This window comes from Azospirillum sp. P4_B5 (genome assembly GCF_056402275.1).
The window spans coordinates 1-22904 of sequence record NZ_JBFUHT010000022.1; the positions used below are offsets into that span (position 1 = coordinate 1).

The window sequence follows — 22904 nt, forward strand, 5'->3', positions numbered from 1 at the left end:
GCTTCGGCCAGTTCGAGATCGCCGAGCGCGGCGAGCGCACGGGCCGCAACCCGCAGACCGGTGCGGAGATCAAGATCGCCGCCTCCAAGGCGCCGAAGTTCTCCGCCGGCAAGGCCCTCAAGGACGCCGTCAACGGCAAGGCCGAGTAAGCCTTCCGCAAGGACAATCCTTGTATTGGATGAAGGGGCGGCGGCAACGCCGCCCCTTTCGTCTTTCCAAATTTCTTGGTGACGTCATGAGCAGCAACAGCGTTTACCGCTGGATCAAGGTCGAAGGACGGTGGGAGCCGGCGCAGCAACTGGCCGATGGCTCCTACATGCCGATCGGTGACATCGTGCCGCTGCCCGCCCGCAGCGTGAAGGTCGGTCCGGTGATCGAGCCGCCGCCCCGCAATGCCGCCCCCAAGGACGACGACTGAACCCGGGCTCTACCCGAAGGGCCGGGCGTGGTCGAGCATGGCGCGGACGGCGCCGATCGCCGCCTGGAAGCTGAAGGGCTTGTGGAGGACGCGCAGCCGGTCCGATTCCGGGTGCCGGAGCGCGCCGCTGTCGGCGGTCATGACGATCACCGGCAGGGCGGGCCGCCGCGCCCGCGTCCGGCGAATCAGTTCGTTGCCATCCATCACCGGCATGCGCAGGTCGGTCATCAGCAGCGACGCCGGCCCGCTTTCCAGGGCGGTGATGGCTTCCAACCCGTTGTGGGTCAGCGTGACGCGCAGCCCTTGGCCTTCCAGCGTGTCGGCAAGGGCCAGGGCTTCGAGGCGTTCATCCTCGGCCACGAGGATGTGGGGAACGGACTCCATGGTTCGGCCTGACAATGCAACGCAAAGGGAGTAAGGGGTACGTTGCGGCCGGCCGAATGGATTTCCCTTGATTGCGGAGGGTGATCAGCGTGCTTGATTTCAGGCGCATTCGGCCAGATCGGCCAGGGCCTCGGCGTCCAGCAGCTCGACCCGGCCGCCGTCCAGGATGCGGATCAGGCGCGAGGTCTTCAGCTTGGTGAAGCCGCGCGACACCGTCTCGGTGGTCAGGCCCAGATGGTCGGCGATGTCGCAGCGGCTCATCGGCAGGGCGATGGCCCGGCCGGCACCGGCACGGCGGCTCAGCGCCAGCAGGAAGCTGGCCAGCTTCTCCAGCGCCGACTTGCGGCCCAGCAGCAGCATCTGGTCCTGCGCCGCCACCAGTTCGGAGGTGGTGACCGACAGCAGGCGGCGGGCCAGGGCGGGCTGCGCATCGAGCAGGGCGTCGAGTTGGCAGCGCGGGATGCGCTGGACGGTGGAGGCGGTGATCGCCTCGGCCGAATAGAGGTAGCGGTCGGCGAAGGCCAGACCGACCATGTCGCCGGCCTGGAGGAAGCCGATGATCTGGCGGCGCCCGTCCGGCAGCAGCTTGTAGAGGCGGATCATGCCGTCGACCACCCGGAAGACGGCGTCGGCAGCCTCGCCCTCGGCGAAGATGGACTGCTCGCGGTCGAACACCCGGAACTGGGCGATGGCGGCCAGGGGGTCGGCGTCAATGGCGGCGAAGCCGGCGGCGGGACGGGACGGGGCGACACGCGGCATCGCCATCGCGACGGCCTGATGGCCGTGCGGAACGCGCGTCGGCTGGGCGGCGATGGCGGTGTGAGCGTGCATGTCGGGGCCCTCGGCGTTCGTGGAAGCGGCCCGTCCCTGTGGGGCAACCGCTCGATGAGCCGAAGTTATGCGCTGCGGGGTACCCTGTGCAGTTCGGTCTTGTACCTAAGGGGCTTTGCGTACGTAAGACTACCTAGGGGGCATTGCGGACGCTTGGGGGGCGGAGGGGGAGCAGGGATGCTCACCCCCCGTGGACCAGCCGTTCGAACAGGTCCTCCGATCCCATCTGACCACCCTTGAGCATCAGCTCGATGCCGTCGGTGGGCGGGTGCGCGCTGTGGGTCAGGCTGACCGTCACGCCGGGGCTGAGCGCCGTCCGGTAGGACAGGCCCCACAGGCCCAGCGCCTTCACCGCCTTGCTGGAGGTGTCGCCTCCGGCGATGCCCATGCGGCGCAGCGGCACCGCGCGGGCGACCGAGGCGACAAAGTCCGCGGTGGCGTCGGCGATGGCGGCGGACTGGGCGGTGTCGGGCGTCTCGCCCTCCGCCGGGGCGGTCCACACCAGCACGTTCCGGCCCTGGCCCAGGAGGCCGGTGATCTCGCTCCGCAGCCGCTCGCGGTAGGCGTCGTCGTGGCACAGGGCGCCCGCGTCCGCCGGCATGCGGTGGAAGGAGGCCGCCGCGGCGATCTGCCGGCGGGTGACCGGCGACAGGCTGCCGGCCAGCACGAAGACCGGCCCCGCCGCGGCGGCCAGCGGCGCGTCGCCGACCGCCCCGTCGCGCTCCCACTGGGTGGCCAGCGCCTGGACCACGCCGCTCGGCCCGACCGCCAGGAGGGGCGAGCGCTGTGCCCGTTCCCAAATCAGCCGCCCGGCGGGCGCCAGATCGGCCGGTTGGGCGATGTCCAGCAGGACGGCGGGAGCACCTGCCGCCACCATCCGGTCGAGCTTTTCGTCCAGCGCCCCGGTGTCCAGTCCGTAATCCGGGTAGTGCAGGGCGCCCATCCCCTCCAGCCCCTGCGCGGCGAGATGGAGGCGCAGGTCGGCCTCCGTCATCGGGGTCACCGGGTGGGCCTTCATCGTCGGGTGACGGTCGATGCGGTGAACCGTCCCGCCGGTGCCCGCCGCGGCGAACAGCGTGCTGAACAGGCAGTAGCGCCCGATGTTCGGCTGGCCGCCGACCACCGGCAGGAAGCGGTTGGGGAAGAAGGGCCGCAGGGCCGCCACTGCCGCCCCAATGCTGCCGACCCGCGGCGCGCTGTCGAAGGTCGAGCAGCACTTGTAGTGCATCACCGGCACGCCGAGCCCGGCGAAGAAGCGCCCCACCGGCTCCAGCTCCGCCCGCAGGGCTTCCGGGTCCATGGTGCGCGACGCCCCGGCGATCCCCAGCGCGTCCAGCGGGCCGAGGCCGGCCAGCCGCTCCGCGTCGGGGATCTCCAGCAGCAGCAGCGCCCGCTGCCCGGCCTTCGCCAGGGTGGCCAGCGTGTCGGTGGCCCCGGTGAAGTCGTCCCCGTACCAGCCCAGACGGGGGCCGGGCCGGGGCGGCGGATGGCCCGTCACTTGCCCGCCCCGAAGAACTCCAGGGCGCGCTTCAACTCCGGCCGGGTCGTGGCGGCGTCCGGCAGGGTGACGCCCTCGCGGACCGCCGCCCAGGCCTGGCGGATGCTCGCCACGCCCGCGGCGGGACCGTCCGGGTGGGCCATGATGCCGCCGCCGGACATGAACAGCAGGTCGTCCGTCCCCACCGCGTCCCAGGTCACCGGCACCGTCCCCGCCCACTGGCCGGAGGAGAAGGCCGGCATCACCGCGTCGTCGCAGCCCTCGGCCAGCGGGGCGAGGCAGGACTTGGCGCCGTCGATGACCTCCGCGTCGGGCTGGGCGAACTTGCCCTGGAGGCCGTGGACGTGCATGTGGTCCACCCCGGCCAGCCGCCACAGCGTCTGGTAGGCGTCGAAGCCGATGCCCAGGCTGGGGTGGCGCGACAGGGCGCCGAAGCCGTTGCGGTGCCCGTGCAACACCAGCCCGCTGTGACGGCGCAGCGTCTGCACGGTGGAGAAGCCGCACCAGTTCAGGCTGACCATCACGCAGCTTCCGCCCTCGCGCTCCACCAGATCGGCGTGGCGGCGCATGGCGTCCGTCTCGTCGCTGATGTTGAAGGCGACCATGACGTGCTTGCCGGTGCGGTCCTGGTGGCGGCGCACCCGGTCCATCACCGCCGGCACGCGCTGGGCCAGCGGGGCGTGGATCGGATCGGCGCAGATCTCGTCGTCCTTGATGAAGTCCAGCCCGGCGGCGCAGAGTGTGCCGACCAGCTCGCCGGTCTCCTCCGCCGACAGGCCGAGGTTCGGCTTGATGATGGAGCCGACCAGCGCCCCGCGCTCCACCCCGGTCAGCCGCCGGGTGCCGGCCACGCCGTGCCGTGGCGCGTCGAAGCGATTGCGGTACGCGGCGGGCAGGCGGACGGAGTCGAGCCGCAGGCCGGTGACCTCGCCCAGGTCGAACAGGTTGCCGGCCACCGTCGCGGCCAGCGTCGGCAGGTTGGCGCCGACGTTGCCGGTGGGGAAGCTGATGGCGACGCGGGCGCGCCGCCACGGTCCGGGCCGCTTCTGCCGCTCCAGCCACGTGTTCGGCAGGCTGGGGGAGGCGGCGGGTTCCAGCTCTTCCACCCGTTCCACCACGGCGCGAGCGCGGGCGCGCAGGTCGTCCGTCTCGCCGTGGACGCGGGTGAAGGTGCCGCAGGACTGCTCCCCCGCCATGACCTCCGCCACCTTGGCGGGGTCCAGCGGGGTCTCGATCAGATAGGTCGCCTCGAAGCGGTCGGAGCGCATGGCGAGACTCACAGGCGGCTGAGGTCGGGGAAGGGCCGGACCGGATCGCAGCCGTCCCAGTCGAGGGAGGCGTTGCGGATCAGGTCGAACATCTTGCCCTTCGGTCCGGCGACCTCCGACAGCTCGATCACCGTGCCGGGGTGGTACTCGGTGTCGAAATAGACGAAGCGGCCCTTCTCGCCGACCTCGCCGCTCATCACCGGCTTGAAGCCCTGGCCGGTCAGCCGCTCCAGGTCGGCGTCGTAATTCTCGGTCCAGTAGGCGACGTGCTGGAGGCCGGTGCGCCCGGCCTTCAGGAAGTCGCGGTACATCGACGGCGCGTCGTTGCGGGTCTGGATCAGCTCCATCTGGAGCGGGCCGGAGTTGGCGAGCGCCACCGAGTTGTGAACCTCGTACCGCTCCCCGCGGTAGGTGTAGTTCCGGATCGGAACCCGCTCGTTGTAAAACCACGGGCCGATGCCCAGGGTGCGGCTCCAGTAATCCATGGCGGCCTCGATGTCGTCGACGACGTAGCCAGCCTGCCGGATCTGGCCGAAGAATCGGCTCATGAAGGAACTCCTGATCTTATTGTTATGGGGGGACCGGCAAGGCTTCAGTAGGGAAGGAAGCCGGTGGAAATCCACGGAATGGCGGCGACCACGATCAGGCCCACGAGAAGGGCGGCGACGTAGCCCCAGATGTGCTTCAGGCCTTCGTCCGGGCTGACCTTGCTGATGGCGCAGGCGCCGTAGTAGCCGACGCCGAAGGGTGGGGCGAACAGGCCGATGCCCATGGCGAAGATCACCACCATCGCGTAATGCACCTCGTGCACCCCGGCGTCGCGGGCGATGGGGAACAGCAGCGGGCCGAACAGGACGATGGCGGGGATGCCCTCCAGCACGCTGCCCAGGATGATGAAGGCGATGATGGAGATGGCGAGGAAGCCGTAGCCGCCGCCGGGGATGTCGGCCATCCACAGGGCCAGCGCGCGGGAGAAGCCGGACTGCGTCAGGCCCCAGGCCATGGCGGTGGCGCAGCCGACGATGAAGATGATCGCCCCGGTCAGCGAGGCCGTCTCGATCAGCATCGGCTTCAGCCGCGCCCAGTCGAACTGGCGGTAGACCAGCAGGCCCATGAGGGTGGAGTAGGCGATGCCGATGGTCGACACCTCGGTCGCCGTCGCCACCCCTTCCACCACCGCGGCGCGGATGACGAAGGGCAGCAGGATGGCCGGCAGGGCGGCCACGGCCAGCCGGGCGATCTCCGACGCCGGCGGGCGGCGGATGTGGCTCAGGTCCTCATGGCGGTAGCGCCACCAGACGACGGCGCAGAGCGCCGCGCCCAGAACCACCGCCGGCAGCAGGCCGCCCGCGAACAGCGCCGCGATGGACACGCCGGTGACCGAGCCGATGGTGATGAGGACGATGGAGGGCGGGATGGTCTCGGTCTGCGCGCCGGTCGCCGACAGCAGGGCCACGAGGTCGCCGGGAGGGGCGCCGCGCTTCTTCATCTCCGGGAACAGCACCGGAGCGATGGCCGCCATGTCGGCGATCTTCGAGCCGGAGATGCCCGACACCAGATACATCGCCCCGATCAGCACGTAGGACAGGCCGCCGCGCACATGGCCGAGCAGGCTGGCGAGGAACTGGATCATGGCGCGGGCCATGCCGGTCATCTCGATCAGCAGGCCGAGGAAGACGAACAGCGGCACCGCCAGCAGGATCAGGTGCGACATGCCCTCGTCCAGCCGTCCGACCATGACGAGCAGCGGGGTCGAGGTGGTCAGCGCCAGATAGCCGAAGGTGGCCAGCGCGAAGGAGAAGGCGATGGGGACGCCGCCGAACACGCAGGCGGCGACCACGCCGACGAAGAAGATGACGAGGTTGGCCTGCCCCAGCGGCTTCAGCACCGGGCCGGCGAGCCAGAAGGCCACGGTCACCGCCGCGGTCAGCGCGACCGCCGCGAGCGTGATCCGGAGGTTGCGCATCCGCATCAGCCGGATCAGCGCGACCACCGCCATCAGCCCCAGCCCGGTCGGCAGGGCCGCCGCGCGCCAGGCGTTGCTGATCTCCAGCGCCGGGGTGACGATGAACTGCTCCTCCATGGCGTAGTCCAGGGCAGGGTGCAGGATCATCGCCAGGAAGGCGATGGGGGCCGTGATCGCCAGCGTCTCCAGCAGGGTGCGGGCCGTCGGGCCGACGCGGCTGACCAGACCGGTCATCCGCATGTGCTCGCCGCGGCGCAGCGCCACCACGGCGCCCAGCATGGACAGCCACAGGAAGAGGATCGAGGCCAGCTCGTCCGACCACACCAGCGGCGCGTGGAAGACGTAGCGCGCCGTCACCCCGGCCAGCAGGATGGCGATCTCGGCCAGAACGATGAGAGCGGCCGCACCCTCCACCGTCGCGGCGAGGCCGCGGTCCAGCCGATCGGTCCAGGAACCGCCGGACGCGGCCCCTGGCATGGCGCCGCCCTCGTCGAGCGCCGTCGCGTGGTGTGACAAAGCCGCACCCTCCCTTCCCATGTTGTTCACAGCCGTTTCTTAGGCGAGCTTGCCGACGGCTCCTTCCAGCAGCGCCCAGGCCTCGTCGCCGAAGCGGCCCTTCCACTCGCCGTAGAAGCCGCTGTCGCGGAGCTTGGCGCGGAAGCTGTCGGGGGACGGCTGGTTGAAGGTCAGGCCCTTGGACTGGAGGTCGGCCTGCACCGACTGGTTCAGCGCCTTGATGTCCTCGCGCTGCTGGACGCCAGCGTCGTTGATCGCGGTGGAGACGATCTTCTGCAGGTCGGGCGGCAGGCCGCGCCAGGCGCGCCCGTTGGCGATGAACCAGAAGCCGTCCCAGATGTGGTTGGACAGGGCGCAGTACTTCTGCACCTCGTACAGCTTGGCGACCTGGATGATCGGCAGCGGGTTCTCCTGCGCGTCGACGATGCGCGTCTGCAGCGAAGAGTAGACCTCCGAGAACTGCAGGCTGGCCGGGGCGGCGGACAGCGACTTGAACATGGCGATGCTGAGCGGGCTGACCGGCACGCGGATCTTCAACCCGTCCATGTCGGCGGCGGATTGGATCGGCTTGGCCCCGCTGGTCATTTGGCGGAAGCCGTTGTCCCACATCTTCTCGAAGGCGTGCAGGCCGACCTTGGAGATGGCGCCGCGCACATGCTCGCCCAGCTTGCCGTCCATGGCGGACCAGACCTGCCCGTAATCGGCGAAGGCGAAGCCGACGGCGTTGATGGCGGCCACCGGGACCAGCGTGGCGATGACCAGCGCCGAGGGCGTGAAGAAGGTGATGCCGCCGCTGCGCACCTGCGACAGCATGTCGGTGTCGCCGCCGAGCTGGTTGTTCGGGAAGATCTGGATGTCGACGCGGCCGTTCGTCTCGCGGCGGATGCGCTCTGCCGCCTCGTGCGAGCGGACGTTCAGCGGATGGGTCAGCGGCAGGTTGTTGCCGTACTTGAAGTCGAACTCGGCGGCGCGGGCGATGCGCGGCGCGCCGATCAGTGTGGCGGTGCCGGCCCCCGCGGCCAACCCGGCAACCATTCCAGCCGCCGGAGTGGCGGCCAACGCCTTGAGCATCTTGCGGCGCGAGAGCGGGTTCATGCTTTCCTCCCAGGAAACGTTGATGTAGTTTGATGTTCGACGGTGATTGTTGGTTGGACGGTATGTGCGCGAATGGCCGGTGTCAAACGCGAATGATGATGTGATTTGATGGGATCGGAGGGTTTTGAACCGTGATGCAGGATGATGCGGACGCCGTCGCCGCACCCTTCGAGAACGCCCGTGGACTGCCGCGGATCGCCGACATCGCGCGGTTGTCCGGCGTCTCCACCGCCACCGTGGACCGCGTGCTGAACCACCGCCCCGGCGTGCGCCCGGCGACCGTGCAGCGCGTGATGAAGGCGGCGGCGGAGCTGGACTACATTCCGGAATCGGACATCGGCGCGGCGCTGGGGCCGAAGCCGGTGCGGCTGGCCTTCCTGCTGCCGGACGGGACGAACCGCTACCTGACGCGGCTCGGCCAGCTCATCCGCCAGTCGGAGGCGGCGCTGGCCCCGCTGGGCATTCGCGCGCAGGTGGAGTTCATCAAGAGCTTCAACCCCGACCTGCTGGCGCGCAGCCTGCTCCAGCACTGGCGCAAGGTCGACGGGGTCGCCTTCATGGCGCTGGAGCATCCGGCGGTGCGCGAGGCGGTGAACGAGCTGGCGGCGCGCAACGTGCCGACCGTGACGCTGATCTCCGACGTGCAGAATTGCCGGCGGGCCGCCTATGTCGGGCTCGACAACCGGGCGGCGGGGCGGACGGCGGGCTATCTGTTCGCGCGCTTCCTCGGCGGGCGGGCGGGGAAGGTGGCGATGATCGCCGGCAGCCTCAGCTACCGCGCGCACGAGGACCGCGAGCTGGGATTTCTGAACATTTTGAAGGAGATGGCGCCGGCCATCGAGGTGGTGGGGCTGCGCGAGGCCCACGACGACGAGGCCAAGAGCTACCGGCAGACGCGGACGCTGCTCAGCCACCACCCCGACCTCGCCGGCATCTACACCATCGGCGGCGGGGCGGAGGGCGTGGCCCGCGCGCTGAAGGAGGCGCGGCGGGAGCGCGAGGTCGTCTTCATCGGCCATGGCTTCACGCCGGAGACGCGGTCACTGCTGATCGACGGCACGATGGAGGCGGTGATCACCCAGGACCCGCGCAGCGCCCTGATGAGCTGCGCCGCCGTCTTCGCCAATTTGCGCGCGGGCCGGCAGGCGATGCACGGCGTTGAGCCGCCGCGCATCGAGATCATTTTCAGGGAGAACCTGCCCCCCGCGGCTCCGCCGTGACCGGCGCCGGGGTGGGAACGGGCCGCTTGTCGCGCACCATCACGACCAGCAGGACGGCGCAGAGGATCAGCGCCAGCGCGGCGTAGGTGCGCAGCGGCGGCGTTTCGCCCAGCACGACGATGGCGCCGGTCACGCCGATCACCGGCACGATCAGCGAGCTGACCGAGGCTTGAGCGACGCTCAGCCGCCGCACGATGGCAAACCACAGCAGATAGCCGCCGACCATCGCCACCAGGATGTGGAAGACCAGCGCGACCAGCACGCGGGGCTCCAGCGCCAGCGTCGGGGCGGGGTCCATCGCCAGCGCGAAGGGCAGCACCACCGGCAGGGAGATGGCGAACTGCCAGCCGGTGATGGCGTTCGGCCCCATGGTCCAGGCCGTCCGCTTGATGAGGACGTTGCCCAGCGCCCAGCTCAGCGCTCCGGTCAGCATGAAGGCGGGGCCGAGCGGCAGGGCGCCCAGCCGCAGCAGATCGGGGCCGAGCAGAACGGCCAGGCCTGTCAGCCCGCAGGCCAGCCCCATCCACTGGCGCGGCCCCGGACGCTCGCCCAGGATGGGAATGGCCAGCAGCGTCGCCCAGGCCGGCATGGTGTAGGCGATGATGGCGGCCCCGGACGTCGCCATGTTCATCTGCCCGAAGGCGGAGCAGATGTTGAAGCCCGCCATGTTGAGCAGGGCGACGGCGACCAGCGGCCAGCGCTGTCCGCGCGGCACGGCCAGCGATTCCCCGCGCGACCGCGCGTAGGCGAACAGCACCGCCGCTCCCACGGCGAAGCCCAGGCTGCGCAGCGTCCAGGGCTGGATCTGGGTGAGGATGATCTTGACGGCGGGCCAGTTCAGGCCCCAGCAGACGCTGATGAGGCCCACCAGCGACAGATCCAGCGCCCGAGCGCGGCTTATCATGGCATGGGATTCCGGGTGTGGGGTGGAAGCTCTTCATTTCCCCTCTCCCCTCCGGGGAGAGGGTTAGGGTGAGGGGGTTGCGCTCGGCGGTATGTCCGGCAAAAGCGCATCCCCCTCACCGGCCCTGAGGGCCACCCTCTCCCCGGAGGGGAGAGGGGTCAATCGAGCGGAAACTCCGGTCAGAACGTCACCGCGTCGCCGCCCTTCAGGGAGAGCATGGCGCGGGCCTCGTCCGGCGTCGCGACCTCAAGCGCCAGCCCCTCGATCAGCTTGCGGACCATGGCGACCTGTTCGGCGTTGGAGGTGGCGAGGCGGCCTGGTCCGGCCCACAGATTGTCCTCCAGCCCGACGCGCACATTGCCGCCCAGCGCCAGCGATTGGGTGGCGATGGGCATCTGGTTGCGCCCGGCGCCCAGCACCGACCACACATACTGGTCGCCGAACAGCCGGTCGGCGGTGCGCTTCATGTGCATCACGTCCTCCGGATGCGCGCCGATGCCGCCCAGGATGCCGAACACCGACTGCACGAACAGCGGCGGCGTCACCAGCTTGCGGTCCAGGAAATGGGCCAGCGTGTAGAGGTGGGAGATGTCGTAGCACTCGAACTCGAAGCGCGTCCCGTTGCCGGAGCAGGTCTTCAGGATGTGCTCGATGTCCTTGAAGGTGTTCTTGAAGACGAGGTCGCGGCTGTTCTCCAGATAGGTGCGCTCCCAATCGTGCTGGAACTCGGTGAAGCGGTTCAGCATGGGGAACAGGCCGAAATTCATCGAGCCCATGTTGAGCGACGCGACTTCCGGTTGGAACTGCGCGGCGGGGCGCAGCCGGTCCTCCACCGTCATGGCGGCGCTGCCGCCCGTGGTGATGTTCACCACGGCCTTCGTCGCCTGCTTGATGCGCGGCAGGAAGCGCTGGAACAGATCCGGGTCCTGGGTGGGACGGCCGGTCTCCGGGTCGCGGGCGTGCAGGTGGACGATGGCCGCCCCGGCCTCCACCGCGGCGATGGCCTCCGCCGCGATCTGGTCCGGAGTCACCGGCAGGTGCGGCGACATGCTGGGCGTGTGGATCGAGCCGGTGACCGCGCAGGTGATGATGACTTTGCGCGCGCTCTTCTTGGGCGTGGTCATGTGTCCTCCCTTATCCCCCGCGCCCCTTGAGGGCGCGCGGGATGTGTTGTTGTTCGTCAGATCACCGCTTCGATCAGGAAGGGACCCTTGCGGGCGAAGGCGGCCGTCAGCAGGCGGTTGAAGCTCTCCGAGTCGGTCGCCTGTCCGCCCTCCACCCCCATGCCGCGGGCGAGCGCCACCCAGTCGAGGTCGGGGCGGCCCAGCTCCGTGCAGTTTCGGGCGTTCGGCCCCATGTCCCGGAAACCGAGGTTGCCCAGCTCCCATTGCAGGATGCCGTAGCGGCGGTTAGCGAAGACGATGGTCACGACGTTGGCCCGCTCGCGCGCCTGGCTCCACAGGGCCTGGAGCGTGTACATGCCGCTGCCGTCCGCCTGGAGCGTCACCACCTTGCGGTCGGGGCAGGCGATGGCGGCACCGAGCGCCAGCGGCATGCCGATGCCGATGGCCCCGCCGGTGATGGTCAGCCAGTCGTGCGGGCGCGCCCCGGCGCAGGCCGTGTAGACCATGGGGCTGGAGGAAATCCCCTCGTCCACCACGATGGCGCCTTCCGGCAGCAACGCCGCCAGGGACTGCCCGACTCTGTCGGCGGTGAGATCGTCGGTCGCCGGTTCGGGCAGGGCGAGGGGCTGCACCGGAACGGGCGTCCCGGCGGCGCCCACCGCCTCGACCAGCCAGCGCAGGGCGGCCAGGGCGTCGCTGCCCGGCGGGGCGACGTTGTGGATGCGGCAATCCTCCGGCGCCAGACGGCTGGGCTTGTCGGGGTAGCCGAAGAAGCCGACCGGCTCGCCCGAACCGATCAGGACAACGTGCTTGGCCCCGGCCAGCGCGGCGATGCCGAGGTCGATGGGGTAGGGGAAACGCTCCACCGTCACGCGGCCGGCCCCACGCTCGATGCGGGTGGCGCCGGTGTGGGCGTAGAGTTTGGCGCCGGTCGCGGCTGCGATTTGCCCCGCCAGCGCCAGCCCCTCCGCCCGCGTGGCGCGGCCGTTCAGCAGGACAACCACCCGTTCGCCGCCGCGCAGGGCGTCGGCGGCGGCGCGCAGGGCGTCGGCGTCCGGGGCGGCGGGGGCCGGCGGCTCGACGATGGTCGGCTCCACCGCCGCTGTGTCGTCCCAGGAGGAGTCCGACGGCAGGATCAGCGTCGCCACGCTGCAGGGCGGAGTCAGGGCGGCGCGGATGGCCTCCGCTGTGTCGGCGGCGACCGAGGCGGCGTTCGGCACCGTGTGCACCCAGGCCGACATGGGCTTCGCCAAGCCTTCCACGTCGGAGGTCAGCGGTGCGTCGACGCCGCGGTGCCACGTCGCGTGGTCGCCGACGATGTTGACCATTGGCACGCAGGCGCGCCGGGCGTTGTGCAGGTTGGCGAGACCGTTCGCCAGCCCCGGCCCGAGATGCAGCAGCGTCGCCGCCGGGCGGTCGGTCATCCGGGCGTAGCCGTCCGCCGCCCCCGTCGCCACCCCTTCGAACAGGGTCGGGACGCAGCGCGCGCCGGGCATGCTGTCGAAGGCGGCGAGAGCGTGCAGCTCCGACGTGCCGGGGTTGGCGAAGCAGGTGTCGACGCCGTTCGCCACCAGCGTCCGGACCAGAATTTCCGCGCCGATCATCGTGCCGCCTCCGTGAGCCCGCCTTCGAAACCGTCCAGGAAGCTGGCGAGATTCACCGCCAGCGCGTCGCAATCGTAACCGCCCTCCTGCACGACCACGGTCGGCAGGCCGGCGCCGGCGATCTTGCGGCCCAGCGTGGCGAAGCCCGGCGTCGTCACTTTGAAGAAGGCCAGCGGGTCGCCGACGTAGGTGTCGAAGCCCAGCGACAGCACCAGCGCTTCCGGCCCGAAGGCGGCGATGTGGGTCAGCGCCCCGTCCACCGCGTCGAGGAAGGTGGATTCCTCGGTGCCCATGGGCAGGGGGATGTTCAGGTTGCTGCCCAGCCCGCGGCCCTTGCCACGCTCGTGCGCGTATCCGGCGAACCAGGGGTAGAAGTTGTTGGGGTCGCCGTGGATCGACACGACCAGCACGTCGTCGCGCTCGTAGAAGATCGCCTGCGTGCCGTTGCCGTGGTGGACGTCCACGTCGAAGACGGCGACGCGCGGCGCGCGGCCTTGCTGGGCCAGCACCGGCAGCATCGCCTGGGCGGCGACGGCGGCGTTGTTGATGTAGCAGAAGCCCCCGGCCATGTCGCGGGACGCGTGGTGCCCCGGCGGACGGCACAGGGCGTAGGCCGCGCGCTCCCGACCGCTCGCCACCATCAGCGCCGCGTGGACCGCCGTGTCGGCGCCGCCGCAGACCGCCTCCCAGGTGCCGGCGCCGATCGGGCAGGCGGTGTCCGCCATGTGCCAGCCCGCCTGACCGACGATGCCCGTGGGATACTCGGCCATGTCGGTGTTGCGGTGGATGTTGGGGACGATGACCTCAGACGCGTCGGGCAGGGCCGACCAGCGGGCGTGGGCGGTTTCCAGGAAGCGCAGGTAATCGGCGGAGTGGACCGCCGCGCGCGGGCCGGCGCCGTAGGACGGCGGCTCCTCCACCGTCACGCCGCGCGCCCGCAGGGAGCCGACGAGCGCCTCCGCCCGTTCCGCCTTTTCCGGCGAGGGCTTCGGCTGGCCGCGCACCAGGAAGGTCGGCGGTCGATGGCGCAACTGGGCCTCGGCAAAGACATAGCGCATGGACAGGCTCCCGGAGTGATTTGATCCCCTCTCCCCCCTGGGGAGAGGGTTAGGGTGAGGGGGACGTGCGCGTCGGACCGTTCGGCAAAAGCGCAACCCCCTCACCCCGGCCCTCTCCCCAGAGGGGAGAGGGGAAAAATGAACGTTACCCAGCCGTCGCCAGAACCGCGTCGGCCAGAACCGCGCAGCCGGACGCGGCGTGTTCGGGCTTGATGTTCTCCGCCTCGTTGTGGCTGAGGCCGTTCTCGCAGGGGATGAAGATCATCGCCGTCGGCACCTTGCGCGCGACATAGACCGCGTCATGGCCGGCCCCGGACACGATGTCGCGGTGGCTGAGGCCGCGCCGCTCCGCCGAGCGGCGGACATGGCCGACCAGCTCCGGCGCGAACGGCGTGGTCGGGAAGGCCCAGAAGTCGGTCAACTCCAACGTCAGGCCGCGCTTGTCCGCGATGGCGGCCAGCCGCTCGCGCAGCATCGCGTCCATGCGGGCCAGCGCGTCGGGGTACGGGTTGCGCAGGTCGATGGTGAACCAGACGCGGCCGGGAATGACGTTGCGGGAGTCCGGGTGGACCTGGACACGCCCGATGGTCGAGCAGGCGTCGCCGCCGACCTCCAGCGCGATGGCCTCCACCGCCTCCATCATCACGGCGGCACCGGCCAGCGCGTCGCGGCGCAGGCGCATGGGCGTCGGCCCGGCGTGGGATTCGCGGCCCGTCACCGTCGCCTCGTACCAGCGCTGGCCCTGCGCGCCGGTCACCACGCCGATCTCGACATTCTCAGCCTCCAGCACCGGACCCTGCTCGATGTGCGCCTCAAAATAGGCGCCCATGGCGTGGCCGGTGACCGGGACGTTGCCCTTGTAGCCGATGCGCGCCAGTTCGTCGCCCAGGCGGACGCCGTCGGTGTCGCGGATGTCCAGCACATGGTCGAGTGTGAAGACGCCCATCGCCACGCCGGAGCCCAGCATCGGCGGGGAGAAGCGCGCGCCCTCCTCGTTGGTCCAGACGATCAGGTCGATGGGGGCGTCCGTCTCGATGCCCTGGTCGTTGAAGCTGCGGATGACCTCCAGCCCGGCCAGCACGCCGTAGATGCCGTCGAAGCGGCCGCCGGTCGGCTGGGTGTCCAGATGGCTGCCCATGCAGACGGCGGGACGGTCGGGGTTGCGGCCCGCACGGCGGGCGAAGATGTTGCCCACCTCGTCCACCGTCACGGTGCAGCCGGCCTCCTCGCACCAGCGCACGAAGAGGTCGCGTCCCTCCCGGTCGAGGTCGGTCAGCGCCAGCCGGCACAGGCCGCCCTTCGGCGTCGCGCCGATCGTCGCGAGGTCCATCAAGGTCCGCCACAGGCGGTCGCCGTCGATGCGCAGGTCAGACATGGTCGCTATCCCGATCCCAATTTCGAGTTATTGTTGAGTCTCGGCGCGAACCGCGGTCAGCAGCCCGGTCGCCGTGGGCAGGCTCAGCCCCACCCTTTTTGCCAATTCCAGCGGCGCATCCAGCACCGCCTCGATCTCCGCCCGACGGCCCGCCGCAACGTCGGCGCGCAGCGCCGGACGGATGCGGCCTGGATGCTGGGCCATGGTCCAGACGTCCTCGACCTTCGCCGTCGCCGGATGGCCGAGCGCCGCCGACAGGCCCAGGAGTTCCTCGACCACCGCCGCGAAAGTCGGCTGGAGCCCGTCGTCGTGGGCGATCTCCTGCGCCGGCTTGCCGGTGACGAGGCCGAGCAGGCCGAAGGCGAAGGGCGCCAGCAACGCCGTCCAGACCTCCGCCCGGATGTCCGGCACGGCCAGCGCGTTGAAGCCGCCCGCCCCGAACAGGGCCGCCAGATCCTTGACGTCCTCCTGTCCCGCCACCGCGCCGAGGGCGAGCCGCAGCCCGCCCAGATGCCGCAGGTAGCCGGGGGTCCGCCGCTCCACCGCCACGCGGGCGACGGCGCCGACGATGCGGTCCGCCGGGATGGCGTCCGACAGCAGCCCCTTCGGATCGACCACAGCCAACGGACCGCCGATGGCCTCGCCCCCCGGGTACCACCAGGGGATGCCGCCGACCACCGGCACCAGCCGCGTCTTCGGCCCGAGCAGGGGAAGAAGCAGGTCCAGCACGTCGGTCAGCAGGGGGGAGGGCACCGCCAGCACCACCACGTCCTGCGGGCCGAGCGCCAGCGTGTCGTCGGTCACCTCGGGCCGCACCGTCACCGGACGGCCCGAGGGGCCTTCGACGGTCAGCCCGTCGCGCCGCAGCGTGTCGAGCGTCCGCCSCCGGGCGACCAGCGCGGCGGTCAGCCCGGCGGCGGTCAGCCGCGCGGCGATCAGACCGCCGACCGCCCCGGCCCCGATGACGGCGACCTTCATGCCCGCCCCGTCAGGCGCTGTTGCGCAGCGCGGCGGACCGCCGCGTCACCGGAATCACGTCCTCCGGGATGGTCCAGCCCTTGCCGGGGATGGCGTCCAGCAGGGTGCGGGTGTAGCTGTGCTGCGGGTTGCCGAACACCTCCTTCGCCGGGCCGATCTCGACGATGCGGCCCTTCTGCATGACCGCGATGGTGTCGCAGATCTGGGCGGCGATGCGCAGGTCGTGGGTGATGAACAGCATCGACAGGTTCAGCCGGTGCCGCAGATCCTCCAGCAGGTCGAGCACCTGCGCCTGCACCGAGACGTCGAGCGCCGACACCGGCTCGTCGGCGACCAGCAGCTTCGGCTCCAGCGCCAGGGCGCGGGCGATGGAGATGCGCTGGCGCTGCCCGCCGGAGAACTCGTGCGGGAAACGCTCCGCCGCCGAGGCGTCGAGCCCGACGAGCTTGAGCAACGCCTTCGCCTTGTCGAGCGCCTTGCGGCGGTCCTCGCCGAAGGCCACCGGCCCCTGGGTGATGATGTCGCCCACGGTGTGGCGCGGGTTCAACGAGGCGTAGGGGTCCTGGAAGACCATCTGCACGTGCCGCCGGTAGGGCCGGAAGGCCGGGCGCGACAGCGACAGCAGATCGACCCCTTCGAACAGGATCTTCCCCGAATCCGGCTTGATCAGGCCGACGATGGAGCGCCCCAGCGTCGATTTGCCGGAGCCCGATTCACCGACCAGCCCGACCGTCTCGCCCTGGTGGATGGTCAGCGACAGGTCGTCGCCCGCCACCACCTTGCGCCCCGGCGTGAAGAAGCCGCCGCCGAGGTGGAAGGTCTTGCACACCTTCTCCGCCGTCAGCACCGGCTGGCGGGCGCGGGTGAAATCCTCGCGGTGCTCGATCAGGTGCGGGACGGCGGCGATGAGCTGGCGGGTGTAGGGATGCTTCGGATGGTTCAGCACCTCTTCGGCGGTGCCGATCTCGACGATCCGGCCGCGCTGCATCACCGCCACGCGGTGGGCGATCTCCGCCACCACGCCGAAGTCGTGGGTGATGAACATCACGCCCATATGGCGCTTGGCCTGGATGTCCTGGATCAGCTCCAGGATCTGCTTCTGGGTGGTGACGTCGAGCGCGGTCGTCGGCTCGTCGGCGATCAGGATGTCCGGCTCGACCGCCAGCGCCATGGCGATCATCACGCGCTGGCGCTGGCCGCCCGACAGGCGGAACGGGTAGCTGCGGCGCAGATGGTCCGGCTCCGGCAGGCCGACCGAGGCGAGAAGCTCCAGCACGCGGGCCCGGCGGGCGGCGCGGTCGAGCGTGGTGTGGTAGCGCAGCACCTCGTCGATCTGGTCGCCGACCCGCATCAGCGGGTTCAGCGCCGTCATCGGCTCCTGGAAGATCATGGCGATGCGGCCGCCGCGAAGCGCACGCTGGGCGCGCTCCGGCAGGCTGAACACGTCGGTGCCCTGGTGGCGGATCTCGCCGGACGACACCGTCACCGCCTTGGGCAGCAGGCCCATCACGGCGTGCGCGGTCATCGACTTGCCCGACCCGGACTCGCCGACCACGCAGAGGATTTCCCCGGGCTCCAGCGTGAAGGTCAGGTCCTCGACGGCGTGCGGGCGGTCGGCGCCGCGCGGCAGGTCGATGGTCAGGTTGCAGACGTCGAGGAGAGGCGTCTCGGTCATCAGGAACGGCCCTTTCGCGCCAGCTTGGGATTCAGCGCGTCGTTCAGTCCCTCACCCACGAGGTTGAGGGCGAGCACGGTCAGAAGGATGGCGATGCCGGGGAAGAAGCTCATCCACCAGGCCTGACGGATCACCGTGCGGGCGGCGCCCACCATGTAGCCCCAGCTCATCAGGTTCGGATCGCCGAGCCCGAGGAAGGAGAGGGAGCTTTCCAGCAGGATCGCCGTCGCCACCATCAGCGAGGCCGACACGATGATCGGGGACAGGCTGTTGGGCAGGATCTGGCGCCAGATGATCGTCATGTTCGACTGGCCGGTGGTCACCGCGGCGTGCACGAACTCGCGGCTCCGCAGGCTCATGAACTCGCCGCGCGCCAGCCGCGCCAGCGGCGGCCAGGAGACGATGGCGATGGCCAGCACGATGGAGGTCAGCGAGGGCGTGAAGATCGCCACCAGCACCACGGCCAGGACGAAGTTCGGGATGGTCTGGAACAGCTCGGTGAAGCGCATCACCAGATCGTCGACGCGCCCGCCGTAGAAGCCGGAGACGGCCCCCAGGAACACGCCGATCAGCACGGCGACGGCGGTCGAGGTCAGCCCGATCAGCAGCGACACCCGCGCCCCGTGGGCGATGCCCGACGCGATGTCGCGGCCCAGCGTGTCGGAGCCGAGCAGCGCGTCCTCCGACAGCGGCGGCTGGAAGGGCATCGCGGTCATGTCCCACGGGCTGTCCGGGTAGAGCACGTCGGCGAAGGCCGCCATCAGGATGATCAGAGTGAGGAAGGCCAGCCCGATCACCGCGCCCTTGTTGCGGGCGAAGGCGCCCCAAAAGCCCGACCCCTTGCGGGCGGGCGTGATGGCCGCGGCGGTCATGGCGCCACCTCGATGCGCGGATCGACGAGGGAATAGATCAGGTCGGTCAGCAGGTTGAACACCACCACCACCACCGAGGTCAGAAGGAAGATGCCGAGCAGGACCTGATAGTCGCGCTGCAACACGGCCTCGAAGGCGAGGCGCCCGATGCCGGGGAGCGCGAAGACGGTCTCGATCAGGATGGAACCCCCGATCAGGTGCCCGGCCTGGAACCCTGCCACCGTGATGACGGGCAGGATGGCGTTGCGCAGGATGTGCACCGACACGATGCGCCATTCCGGCAGGCCCTTGGCCCGCGCCGTCTTGACGAAGTCCATGTCGCGCACCTCCAGGATCGAGGCGCGGGTCAGCCGGGTGTAGACGGCCATGTAGAAGAGGCCGAGCGTGGTCACCGGCAGCACGAGGTGCTTCGCCTTGTCGAGGAGGGCCTCCCAGCCGGTGTAGCCGGCGCCGATGGTTTCCGTGCCGAAGGCGGGCAGCCAGCCGAGATTGACCGAGAAGAGAAGGATCAGCATCAGGCCGATCCAGAAGATCGGCGTCGCGTAGGCGGTCAGGCCGACCACGGTGATGGCGGTGTCCGACCAGGTGCCGGCGCGCATCGCCGCCAGCGTGCCCAGCGCCACGCCGCCCAGCAGGGCCAGCACGAAAGCGGTCAGCGTCAGCGACAGGGTGACGGGCAGGCGGTCCATCAGCAGGTCGAAGACGGGACGCTGCTGGCGGTAGGAATAGCCGAGGTCGGCCTGCACCACCTTGGACATGTAGGTGCCGAGCTGCTCGTACAGGGGGCGGTCGAGGCCGAACTGCTGGCGGAGCTGTTCGACGAACTTGGCATCGGCGGCCCCGGCCTCGCCCGCCATCACCGCGGCGGGATCGCCGGGCGCTGCGTGGACCAGGAAGAAGTTGAACACGGCGATCGCCAGAACGACGAAGACCGCCTTCACCAGCCTCTGTGAGATGAATAGGGCGATGCGGGGCATGTTGTCACTCCCGGGTGCGTGGTGCCCCCTCCCTAACCCTCCCCCGCTTCGCAGGGGAGAGGATTGACCTCCCTCTCCTGCGAAGCGGGGGAGGGAAGGGGCCCGCGGCGCGAGCCGCGGGAAGGGTGGGGGCAACCGCTCCCTTTTCTTACTTCTTGACCATGTAGACGCTGTCGTAGCTCTCGTTCACGCCGATGGCGGTCGTGACGGCGTTCTTGAAGCGCTTGTCCACGAAGGTCGGGAACTCCATCTCCAGCAGCCAAGCGACGGGCACGTCCTCGACCAGGATCTTCTGGGCGGCGGAGTAGAGCTGCTGGCGCTCATCGTCCTTGTTGGTCTGGGCGGCCTGGGCGAACAGCTGGTCCACCTCAGGGTTGGAGTAGCCCATGGTGTTGGAGAACATCACGCCCTTGCGGATGTTTTCCGACACGTAGGTGCGCGTCACGCCGAGCGCTGGGTCGCCGTACTGGTAGACGAAGTTGAAGCTCAGGTCGTAGTCCCAGTTGGACACCCGGTTGACCCAGCCGGCGGCGTCGGTGGTCTCCAGCGTCACGTCGACGCCGACGCGCTTCATCGCCTGCTTCACATACTCGCCGAGGCGGGTCCAGGTCTCGCCGTAGGGCATGACGAGCAGGCGGACCTTGGCGCGCGTGCCGTCGGCGCCCTTCTTGTAGCCGGCCTCCTCAAGCAGCGCCTCGGCCTTCTTCGGGTCGAAGTCGTACTTCTTGACGTTGGCTTCGTGGAAGCGGGTGACCGAGTTCACCGGGCCGGTCGCCGGACGGCCGAGGCCGAACCAGATCTTGTCGCGGATGAACTTGCGGTCGATGGCGTGCATCATCGCCTGCCGGAAGCGCTTGTCGTCCAGCGGCTTGTTGCGCGTGTTGATCTCGATCCAGGACAGCGGCGCGAAGAATTCGTAGCCCTTGGTCGTCATCTCGACGTTGGGCAGGCCCTTCAGGCGCGGGACGTCGAAGGTCTCGATGTCGTTGAACTGGGTCTGCTGGACGGTGCCCTGCTCCACGGCGACGGCGCGCGAGGCGGCGTCGGGGATCACGCGGAAATAGATGTCGTCCAGATAGGGCTTGCCGGCCTTCCAGTATTCGTCGTTGCGGACGAGGTGGATGTAGGAGCCCTTGTTCCACTCCTTGAACTTGAAGGGGCCGGTGCCGATCGGGGTGGCGTTGGCCGGGTTGGCCTTGAAGTCTGTGCCGTCATAGATGTGCTTGGGCATCATTGGGGCCGACGACACTTCGAAGGCCTGAAGGAACGGGCCGAACGGCTCCTTCAGCGTGAACTGGACGGTGTGGTCGTCCAGAGCCTCGATCTTCTCGCACTTGGAGAAGGTGGCGCGGGCGCGCGGGTGTGTCTCCATCAGGAACTTGGAGGTGGAGAACACCACGTCGTGGGCGGTGAAGGGCTTGCCGTCGTGCCACTTGGCGTTCTTCACCAGCTTGAAGGTGTAGACCTTGCCGTCGGGCGAGACTTCCCAGCTTTCCGCCAGTTCCGGCTGCGGCTTCAGATCGAAGCCGAAGGTCAGCAGGCCCTGGTAGATCTTGCCGGCGACCGTCTGCGTCGGACCCTGCTGGTTCAGGCCCAGCACCAGGATCGGCGGTTCCGGCTGGACGATGATGTTCATCGTGCCGCCGCGCTCCTGCGCCACGGCGACGCCGGGCACGGTCAGCGCCAGCGGCGCCGCCAGGGCGGCGGCCAGCGCCGCGGCGGTCAGGGTTTGACGAAAGTGACGCAAACGATTGCTCATGTCTGAAGCCCCCTTATTGTTGATTCTCGTCACACGACCGTTATGGATCGATGGATTCGAGGCCGCACCAGTCGGCCATGAACAGGGCCAACACGGCGGTAACCTTCGCCATGCTGTCGAGCGAGACGGATTCGTCGATGCCGTGGATGCGCTCCGCCTCCGGGCCGTAGCAGGTGGCCGGCGTGTCGCCGTAGAGGACGAAATTGCGGACGTCGGTGGTGCAGGTCTGGGCCAGCTTCGGCGCCGGGGTCCCGAAGATCGACCGGTGCGCGGCGTCCAGCGCCTCCAGCATCGGGTGATCGGGGTCCAGCGTGCAGCCCTCGGCCTGGAAGCCGCGGAAGACGACGCGGGCGTCGATCCCCTTGAGGTCGGAGTCGCCGCGGCAGGCCTCGGCCACCGCGCGCTCGATCTCGGCGCTGACCTCGGCGGCGACCCGGCCCGGCGGAAAGCCGAAGCGCAACTCCATCCGGCAGCGGGTGGGGACGGAGGACGCCCATTCGCCGCCCTCGATGTGCCCGACATTCAGGTTGTAGGGGTGGTGATGGTGCGCGTAGGCCGGATGCCGCCCGTCGGGGTGGTTCCAGGCCGATTCCAGCGCCTTCAGGTGCTTCAGCACGCGGAAGGCCGCCTCGATGGCGTTCAGCCCGGCGCCGGTGTCGAGCACATGGGCGGGGCGGCCCGTCACCTCCAGCTCGCAGCGGATCACGCCGACCTGGGCGATCTGGAGCGTGTGGTTGAAGGGTTCCGGGATCACCGCGGCGTCGGCCTTGTAGCCGCGGGCGACGCAGGCGAGCGCGCCGTTGCCGGTGCATTCCTCCTCGACCACCGACTGGAGATAGACCGGTGCGGCGGGCTGGACGCCCAGGCTCTTCAGCGCCTTGAAGGCCATGACGTAGGCGGCGATGCCGGCCTTCATGTCGCCGGCGCCGCGCCCGTAGAGGCGGCCGTCGCGGACCACCGGCTCGAAGGGCGGGGCGGACCACAGCTCTTCCGGACCGGTCGGCACCACGTCGATGTGGCCGTTCAGGATCAGCGACTTGCCGGTCGCCCGCCGGGGCCTGTGGACGCCGACGACGTTCTCGCGGCCTTCATAGGAGATCAGCGAGGGGGACCAGCCGGGCTGGGCCTTCAGCGCCTCCTCGTCGATGGCGAAGCGGTCCACCTCCAGGCCCATGCCCCGGAAGATCCGTTCCATCAGATCCTGCGCCGGGCCTTCCTGCCCCAGCAGGCTGGGGCTCCGGACCAGATCGGACAGCAGGCTCACTCCGTCCTCGCGCAGCTTCGCCACCGCGCCCAGGATCGCATCCCGGTCCACGGCTGCAATGCTCCGCCCACCCTCGTGGGATGCGGGCATGACGACTCCGTTCTTACCACTCCACCGC

At 69.9% G+C, this 22904-nt stretch carries 21 protein-coding genes; 3 read left to right on the forward strand and 18 right to left on the reverse strand.

All coding sequences use genetic code 11. The features are described 5' to 3' along the window. Both AC1DVI_RS17965 and AC1DVI_RS17970 read left to right on the forward strand, forming a co-directional pair. On the forward strand, window positions 1-149 hold a 149-nt coding region (locus AC1DVI_RS17965; protein ID WP_476959214.1), incomplete at its 5' end, for an HU family DNA-binding protein. 86 nt (window positions 150-235) lie between these two features. Next, window positions 236-418 carry a hypothetical protein gene (locus tag AC1DVI_RS17970; RefSeq protein WP_476959119.1) on the forward strand — a complete coding sequence of 61 codons (183 nt, stop codon included), beginning with the start codon at window positions 236-238 and terminating at the stop codon, window positions 416-418. A gap of 9 nt (window positions 419-427) precedes the next feature. On the opposite strand, the gene AC1DVI_RS17975 is transcribed toward AC1DVI_RS17970, so the two are convergent. The 7 genes from AC1DVI_RS17975 to AC1DVI_RS18005 form a co-directional block, all read right to left on the reverse strand. Further along, window positions 428-802: a response regulator gene (locus tag AC1DVI_RS17975; RefSeq protein ID WP_476959120.1), complete on the reverse strand. Its 375-nt coding sequence runs from the start codon at window positions 800-802 to the stop codon at window positions 428-430. Between the two features lie 99 nt (window positions 803-901). After that, the gene (locus tag AC1DVI_RS17980; protein WP_476959121.1) at window positions 902-1633 is read right to left on the reverse strand and encodes a helix-turn-helix domain-containing protein; all 732 of its coding nucleotides are present in this window, start codon (window positions 1631-1633) and stop codon (window positions 902-904) included. 181 nt (window positions 1634-1814) lie between these two features. Further along, on the reverse strand, window positions 1815-3131 hold the full coding sequence (locus AC1DVI_RS17985) for a four-carbon acid sugar kinase family protein (protein WP_476959122.1): 1317 nt from the start codon (window positions 3129-3131) through the stop codon (window positions 1815-1817). Beyond that, window positions 3128-4399 (reverse strand): ribulose-bisphosphate carboxylase large subunit family protein, encoded by a 1272-nt coding sequence (locus AC1DVI_RS17990; protein WP_476959123.1) that lies wholly within the window; start codon window positions 4397-4399, stop codon window positions 3128-3130. The genes AC1DVI_RS17985 and AC1DVI_RS17990 overlap by 4 nt, the downstream gene beginning before the upstream one ends. Before the next feature lie 8 nt (window positions 4400-4407). Beyond that, entirely contained in the window at window positions 4408-4947 is a 540-nt protein-coding gene (locus AC1DVI_RS17995) for a VOC family protein (protein ID WP_476959124.1), read from the reverse strand. Between the two features lie 44 nt (window positions 4948-4991). Continuing rightward, window positions 4992-6881 carry a TRAP transporter large permease gene (locus AC1DVI_RS18000; RefSeq protein ID WP_476959125.1) on the reverse strand — a complete coding sequence of 630 codons (1890 nt, stop codon included), beginning with the start codon at window positions 6879-6881 and terminating at the stop codon, window positions 4992-4994. A gap of 39 nt (window positions 6882-6920) precedes the next feature. After that, entirely contained in the window at window positions 6921-7976 is a 1056-nt protein-coding gene (locus AC1DVI_RS18005; protein ID WP_174444299.1) for a TRAP transporter substrate-binding protein, read from the reverse strand. Between the two features lie 134 nt (window positions 7977-8110). On the opposite strand from AC1DVI_RS18005, the gene AC1DVI_RS18010 reads away from it, so the two are divergent. Continuing rightward, the gene (locus tag AC1DVI_RS18010) at window positions 8111-9196 is read left to right on the forward strand and encodes a LacI family DNA-binding transcriptional regulator (RefSeq protein ID WP_476959215.1); all 1086 of its coding nucleotides are present in this window, start codon (window positions 8111-8113) and stop codon (window positions 9194-9196) included. On the opposite strand, the gene AC1DVI_RS18015 is transcribed toward AC1DVI_RS18010, so the two are convergent. The 11 genes from AC1DVI_RS18015 to AC1DVI_RS18065 form a co-directional block, all read right to left on the reverse strand. Beyond that, window positions 9162-10100, reverse strand: a complete 939-nt coding sequence (locus AC1DVI_RS18015) for a DMT family transporter (protein WP_476959126.1) — start codon at window positions 10098-10100, stop codon at window positions 9162-9164. The genes AC1DVI_RS18010 and AC1DVI_RS18015 overlap by 35 nt on opposite strands. Before the next feature lie 179 nt (window positions 10101-10279). Next, the gene (kce, locus tag AC1DVI_RS18020; RefSeq protein ID WP_476959127.1) at window positions 10280-11224 is read right to left on the reverse strand and encodes a 3,5-dioxohexanoate:acetyl-CoA acetone transferase; all 945 of its coding nucleotides are present in this window, start codon (window positions 11222-11224) and stop codon (window positions 10280-10282) included. A 56-nt stretch (window positions 11225-11280) separates the two neighbouring features. Then, window positions 11281-12828 (reverse strand): acetolactate synthase large subunit, encoded by a 1548-nt coding sequence (locus tag AC1DVI_RS18025; protein ID WP_476959128.1) that lies wholly within the window; start codon window positions 12826-12828, stop codon window positions 11281-11283. Further along, window positions 12825-13886 (reverse strand): histone deacetylase family protein, encoded by a 1062-nt coding sequence (locus tag AC1DVI_RS18030; protein ID WP_476959129.1) that lies wholly within the window; start codon window positions 13884-13886, stop codon window positions 12825-12827. The genes AC1DVI_RS18025 and AC1DVI_RS18030 overlap by 4 nt, the downstream gene beginning before the upstream one ends. Before the next feature lie 145 nt (window positions 13887-14031). Beyond that, window positions 14032-15261 carry a Zn-dependent hydrolase gene (locus tag AC1DVI_RS18035; RefSeq protein WP_476959130.1) on the reverse strand — a complete coding sequence of 410 codons (1230 nt, stop codon included), beginning with the start codon at window positions 15259-15261 and terminating at the stop codon, window positions 14032-14034. Window positions 15262-15288: 27 nt separating this feature from the next. Further along, window positions 15289-16239, reverse strand: coding sequence for a ketopantoate reductase family protein (locus AC1DVI_RS18040; RefSeq protein ID WP_476959131.1), 951 nt, complete (start codon window positions 16237-16239; stop codon window positions 15289-15291). A 10-nt stretch (window positions 16240-16249) separates the two neighbouring features. Continuing rightward, the gene (locus AC1DVI_RS18045; protein ID WP_476959132.1) at window positions 16250-17914 is read right to left on the reverse strand and encodes an ABC transporter ATP-binding protein; all 1665 of its coding nucleotides are present in this window, start codon (window positions 17912-17914) and stop codon (window positions 16250-16252) included. After that, window positions 17914-18786 carry an ABC transporter permease gene (locus AC1DVI_RS18050; RefSeq protein ID WP_476959133.1) on the reverse strand — a complete coding sequence of 291 codons (873 nt, stop codon included), beginning with the start codon at window positions 18784-18786 and terminating at the stop codon, window positions 17914-17916. Before AC1DVI_RS18050 ends, AC1DVI_RS18045 begins: the two co-directional genes overlap by 1 nt. Continuing rightward, window positions 18783-19763, reverse strand: a complete 981-nt coding sequence (locus AC1DVI_RS18055; RefSeq protein ID WP_476959134.1) for an ABC transporter permease — start codon at window positions 19761-19763, stop codon at window positions 18783-18785. Before AC1DVI_RS18055 ends, AC1DVI_RS18050 begins: the two co-directional genes overlap by 4 nt. A 148-nt stretch (window positions 19764-19911) precedes the next feature. Continuing rightward, window positions 19912-21522, reverse strand: a complete 1611-nt coding sequence (locus AC1DVI_RS18060; RefSeq protein ID WP_476959135.1) for an ABC transporter substrate-binding protein — start codon at window positions 21520-21522, stop codon at window positions 19912-19914. A 40-nt stretch (window positions 21523-21562) separates the two neighbouring features. Next, window positions 21563-22876, reverse strand: coding sequence for a M20 family metallopeptidase (locus tag AC1DVI_RS18065; RefSeq protein ID WP_476959136.1), 1314 nt, complete (start codon window positions 22874-22876; stop codon window positions 21563-21565). Between the last annotated feature and the right edge of the window lie 28 nt (window positions 22877-22904).

What these genes read in the sequence shown, in the direction of transcription:
- AC1DVI_RS17970 (WP_476959119.1), top strand. Translation starts at nt 236, where the DNA reads ATGAGCAGCAACAGCGTTTACCGCTGGATCAAGGTCGAAGGACGGTGG.
- AC1DVI_RS17975 (WP_476959120.1), bottom strand. Translation starts at nt 802, where the DNA reads ATGGAGTCCGTTCCCCACATCCTCGTGGCCGAGGATGAACGCCTCGAA.
- AC1DVI_RS17980 (WP_476959121.1), bottom strand. Translation starts at nt 1,633, where the DNA reads ATGCACGCTCACACCGCCATCGCCGCCCAGCCGACGCGCGTTCCGCAC.
- AC1DVI_RS17990 (WP_476959123.1), bottom strand. Translation starts at nt 4,399, where the DNA reads ATGCGCTCCGACCGCTTCGAGGCGACCTATCTGATCGAGACCCCGCTG.
- AC1DVI_RS17995 (WP_476959124.1), bottom strand. Translation starts at nt 4,947, where the DNA reads ATGAGCCGATTCTTCGGCCAGATCCGGCAGGCTGGCTACGTCGTCGAC.
- AC1DVI_RS18005 (WP_174444299.1), bottom strand. Translation starts at nt 7,976, where the DNA reads ATGAACCCGCTCTCGCGCCGCAAGATGCTCAAGGCGTTGGCCGCCACT.
- AC1DVI_RS18010 (WP_476959215.1), top strand. Translation starts at nt 8,111, where the DNA reads ATGCAGGATGATGCGGACGCCGTCGCCGCACCCTTCGAGAACGCCCGT.
- AC1DVI_RS18015 (WP_476959126.1), bottom strand. Translation starts at nt 10,100, where the DNA reads ATGATAAGCCGCGCTCGGGCGCTGGATCTGTCGCTGGTGGGCCTCATC.
- kce (WP_476959127.1), bottom strand. Translation starts at nt 11,224, where the DNA reads ATGACCACGCCCAAGAAGAGCGCGCGCAAAGTCATCATCACCTGCGCG.
- AC1DVI_RS18025 (WP_476959128.1), bottom strand. Translation starts at nt 12,828, where the DNA reads ATGATCGGCGCGGAAATTCTGGTCCGGACGCTGGTGGCGAACGGCGTC.
- AC1DVI_RS18030 (WP_476959129.1), bottom strand. Translation starts at nt 13,886, where the DNA reads ATGCGCTATGTCTTTGCCGAGGCCCAGTTGCGCCATCGACCGCCGACC.
- AC1DVI_RS18035 (WP_476959130.1), bottom strand. Translation starts at nt 15,261, where the DNA reads ATGTCTGACCTGCGCATCGACGGCGACCGCCTGTGGCGGACCTTGATG.
- AC1DVI_RS18045 (WP_476959132.1), bottom strand. Translation starts at nt 17,914, where the DNA reads ATGACCGAGACGCCTCTCCTCGACGTCTGCAACCTGACCATCGACCTG.
- AC1DVI_RS18050 (WP_476959133.1), bottom strand. Translation starts at nt 18,786, where the DNA reads ATGACCGCCGCGGCCATCACGCCCGCCCGCAAGGGGTCGGGCTTTTGG.
- AC1DVI_RS18055 (WP_476959134.1), bottom strand. Translation starts at nt 19,763, where the DNA reads ATGCCCCGCATCGCCCTATTCATCTCACAGAGGCTGGTGAAGGCGGTC.
- AC1DVI_RS18060 (WP_476959135.1), bottom strand. Translation starts at nt 21,522, where the DNA reads ATGAGCAATCGTTTGCGTCACTTTCGTCAAACCCTGACCGCCGCGGCG.
- AC1DVI_RS18065 (WP_476959136.1), bottom strand. Translation starts at nt 22,876, where the DNA reads ATGCCCGCATCCCACGAGGGTGGGCGGAGCATTGCAGCCGTGGACCGG.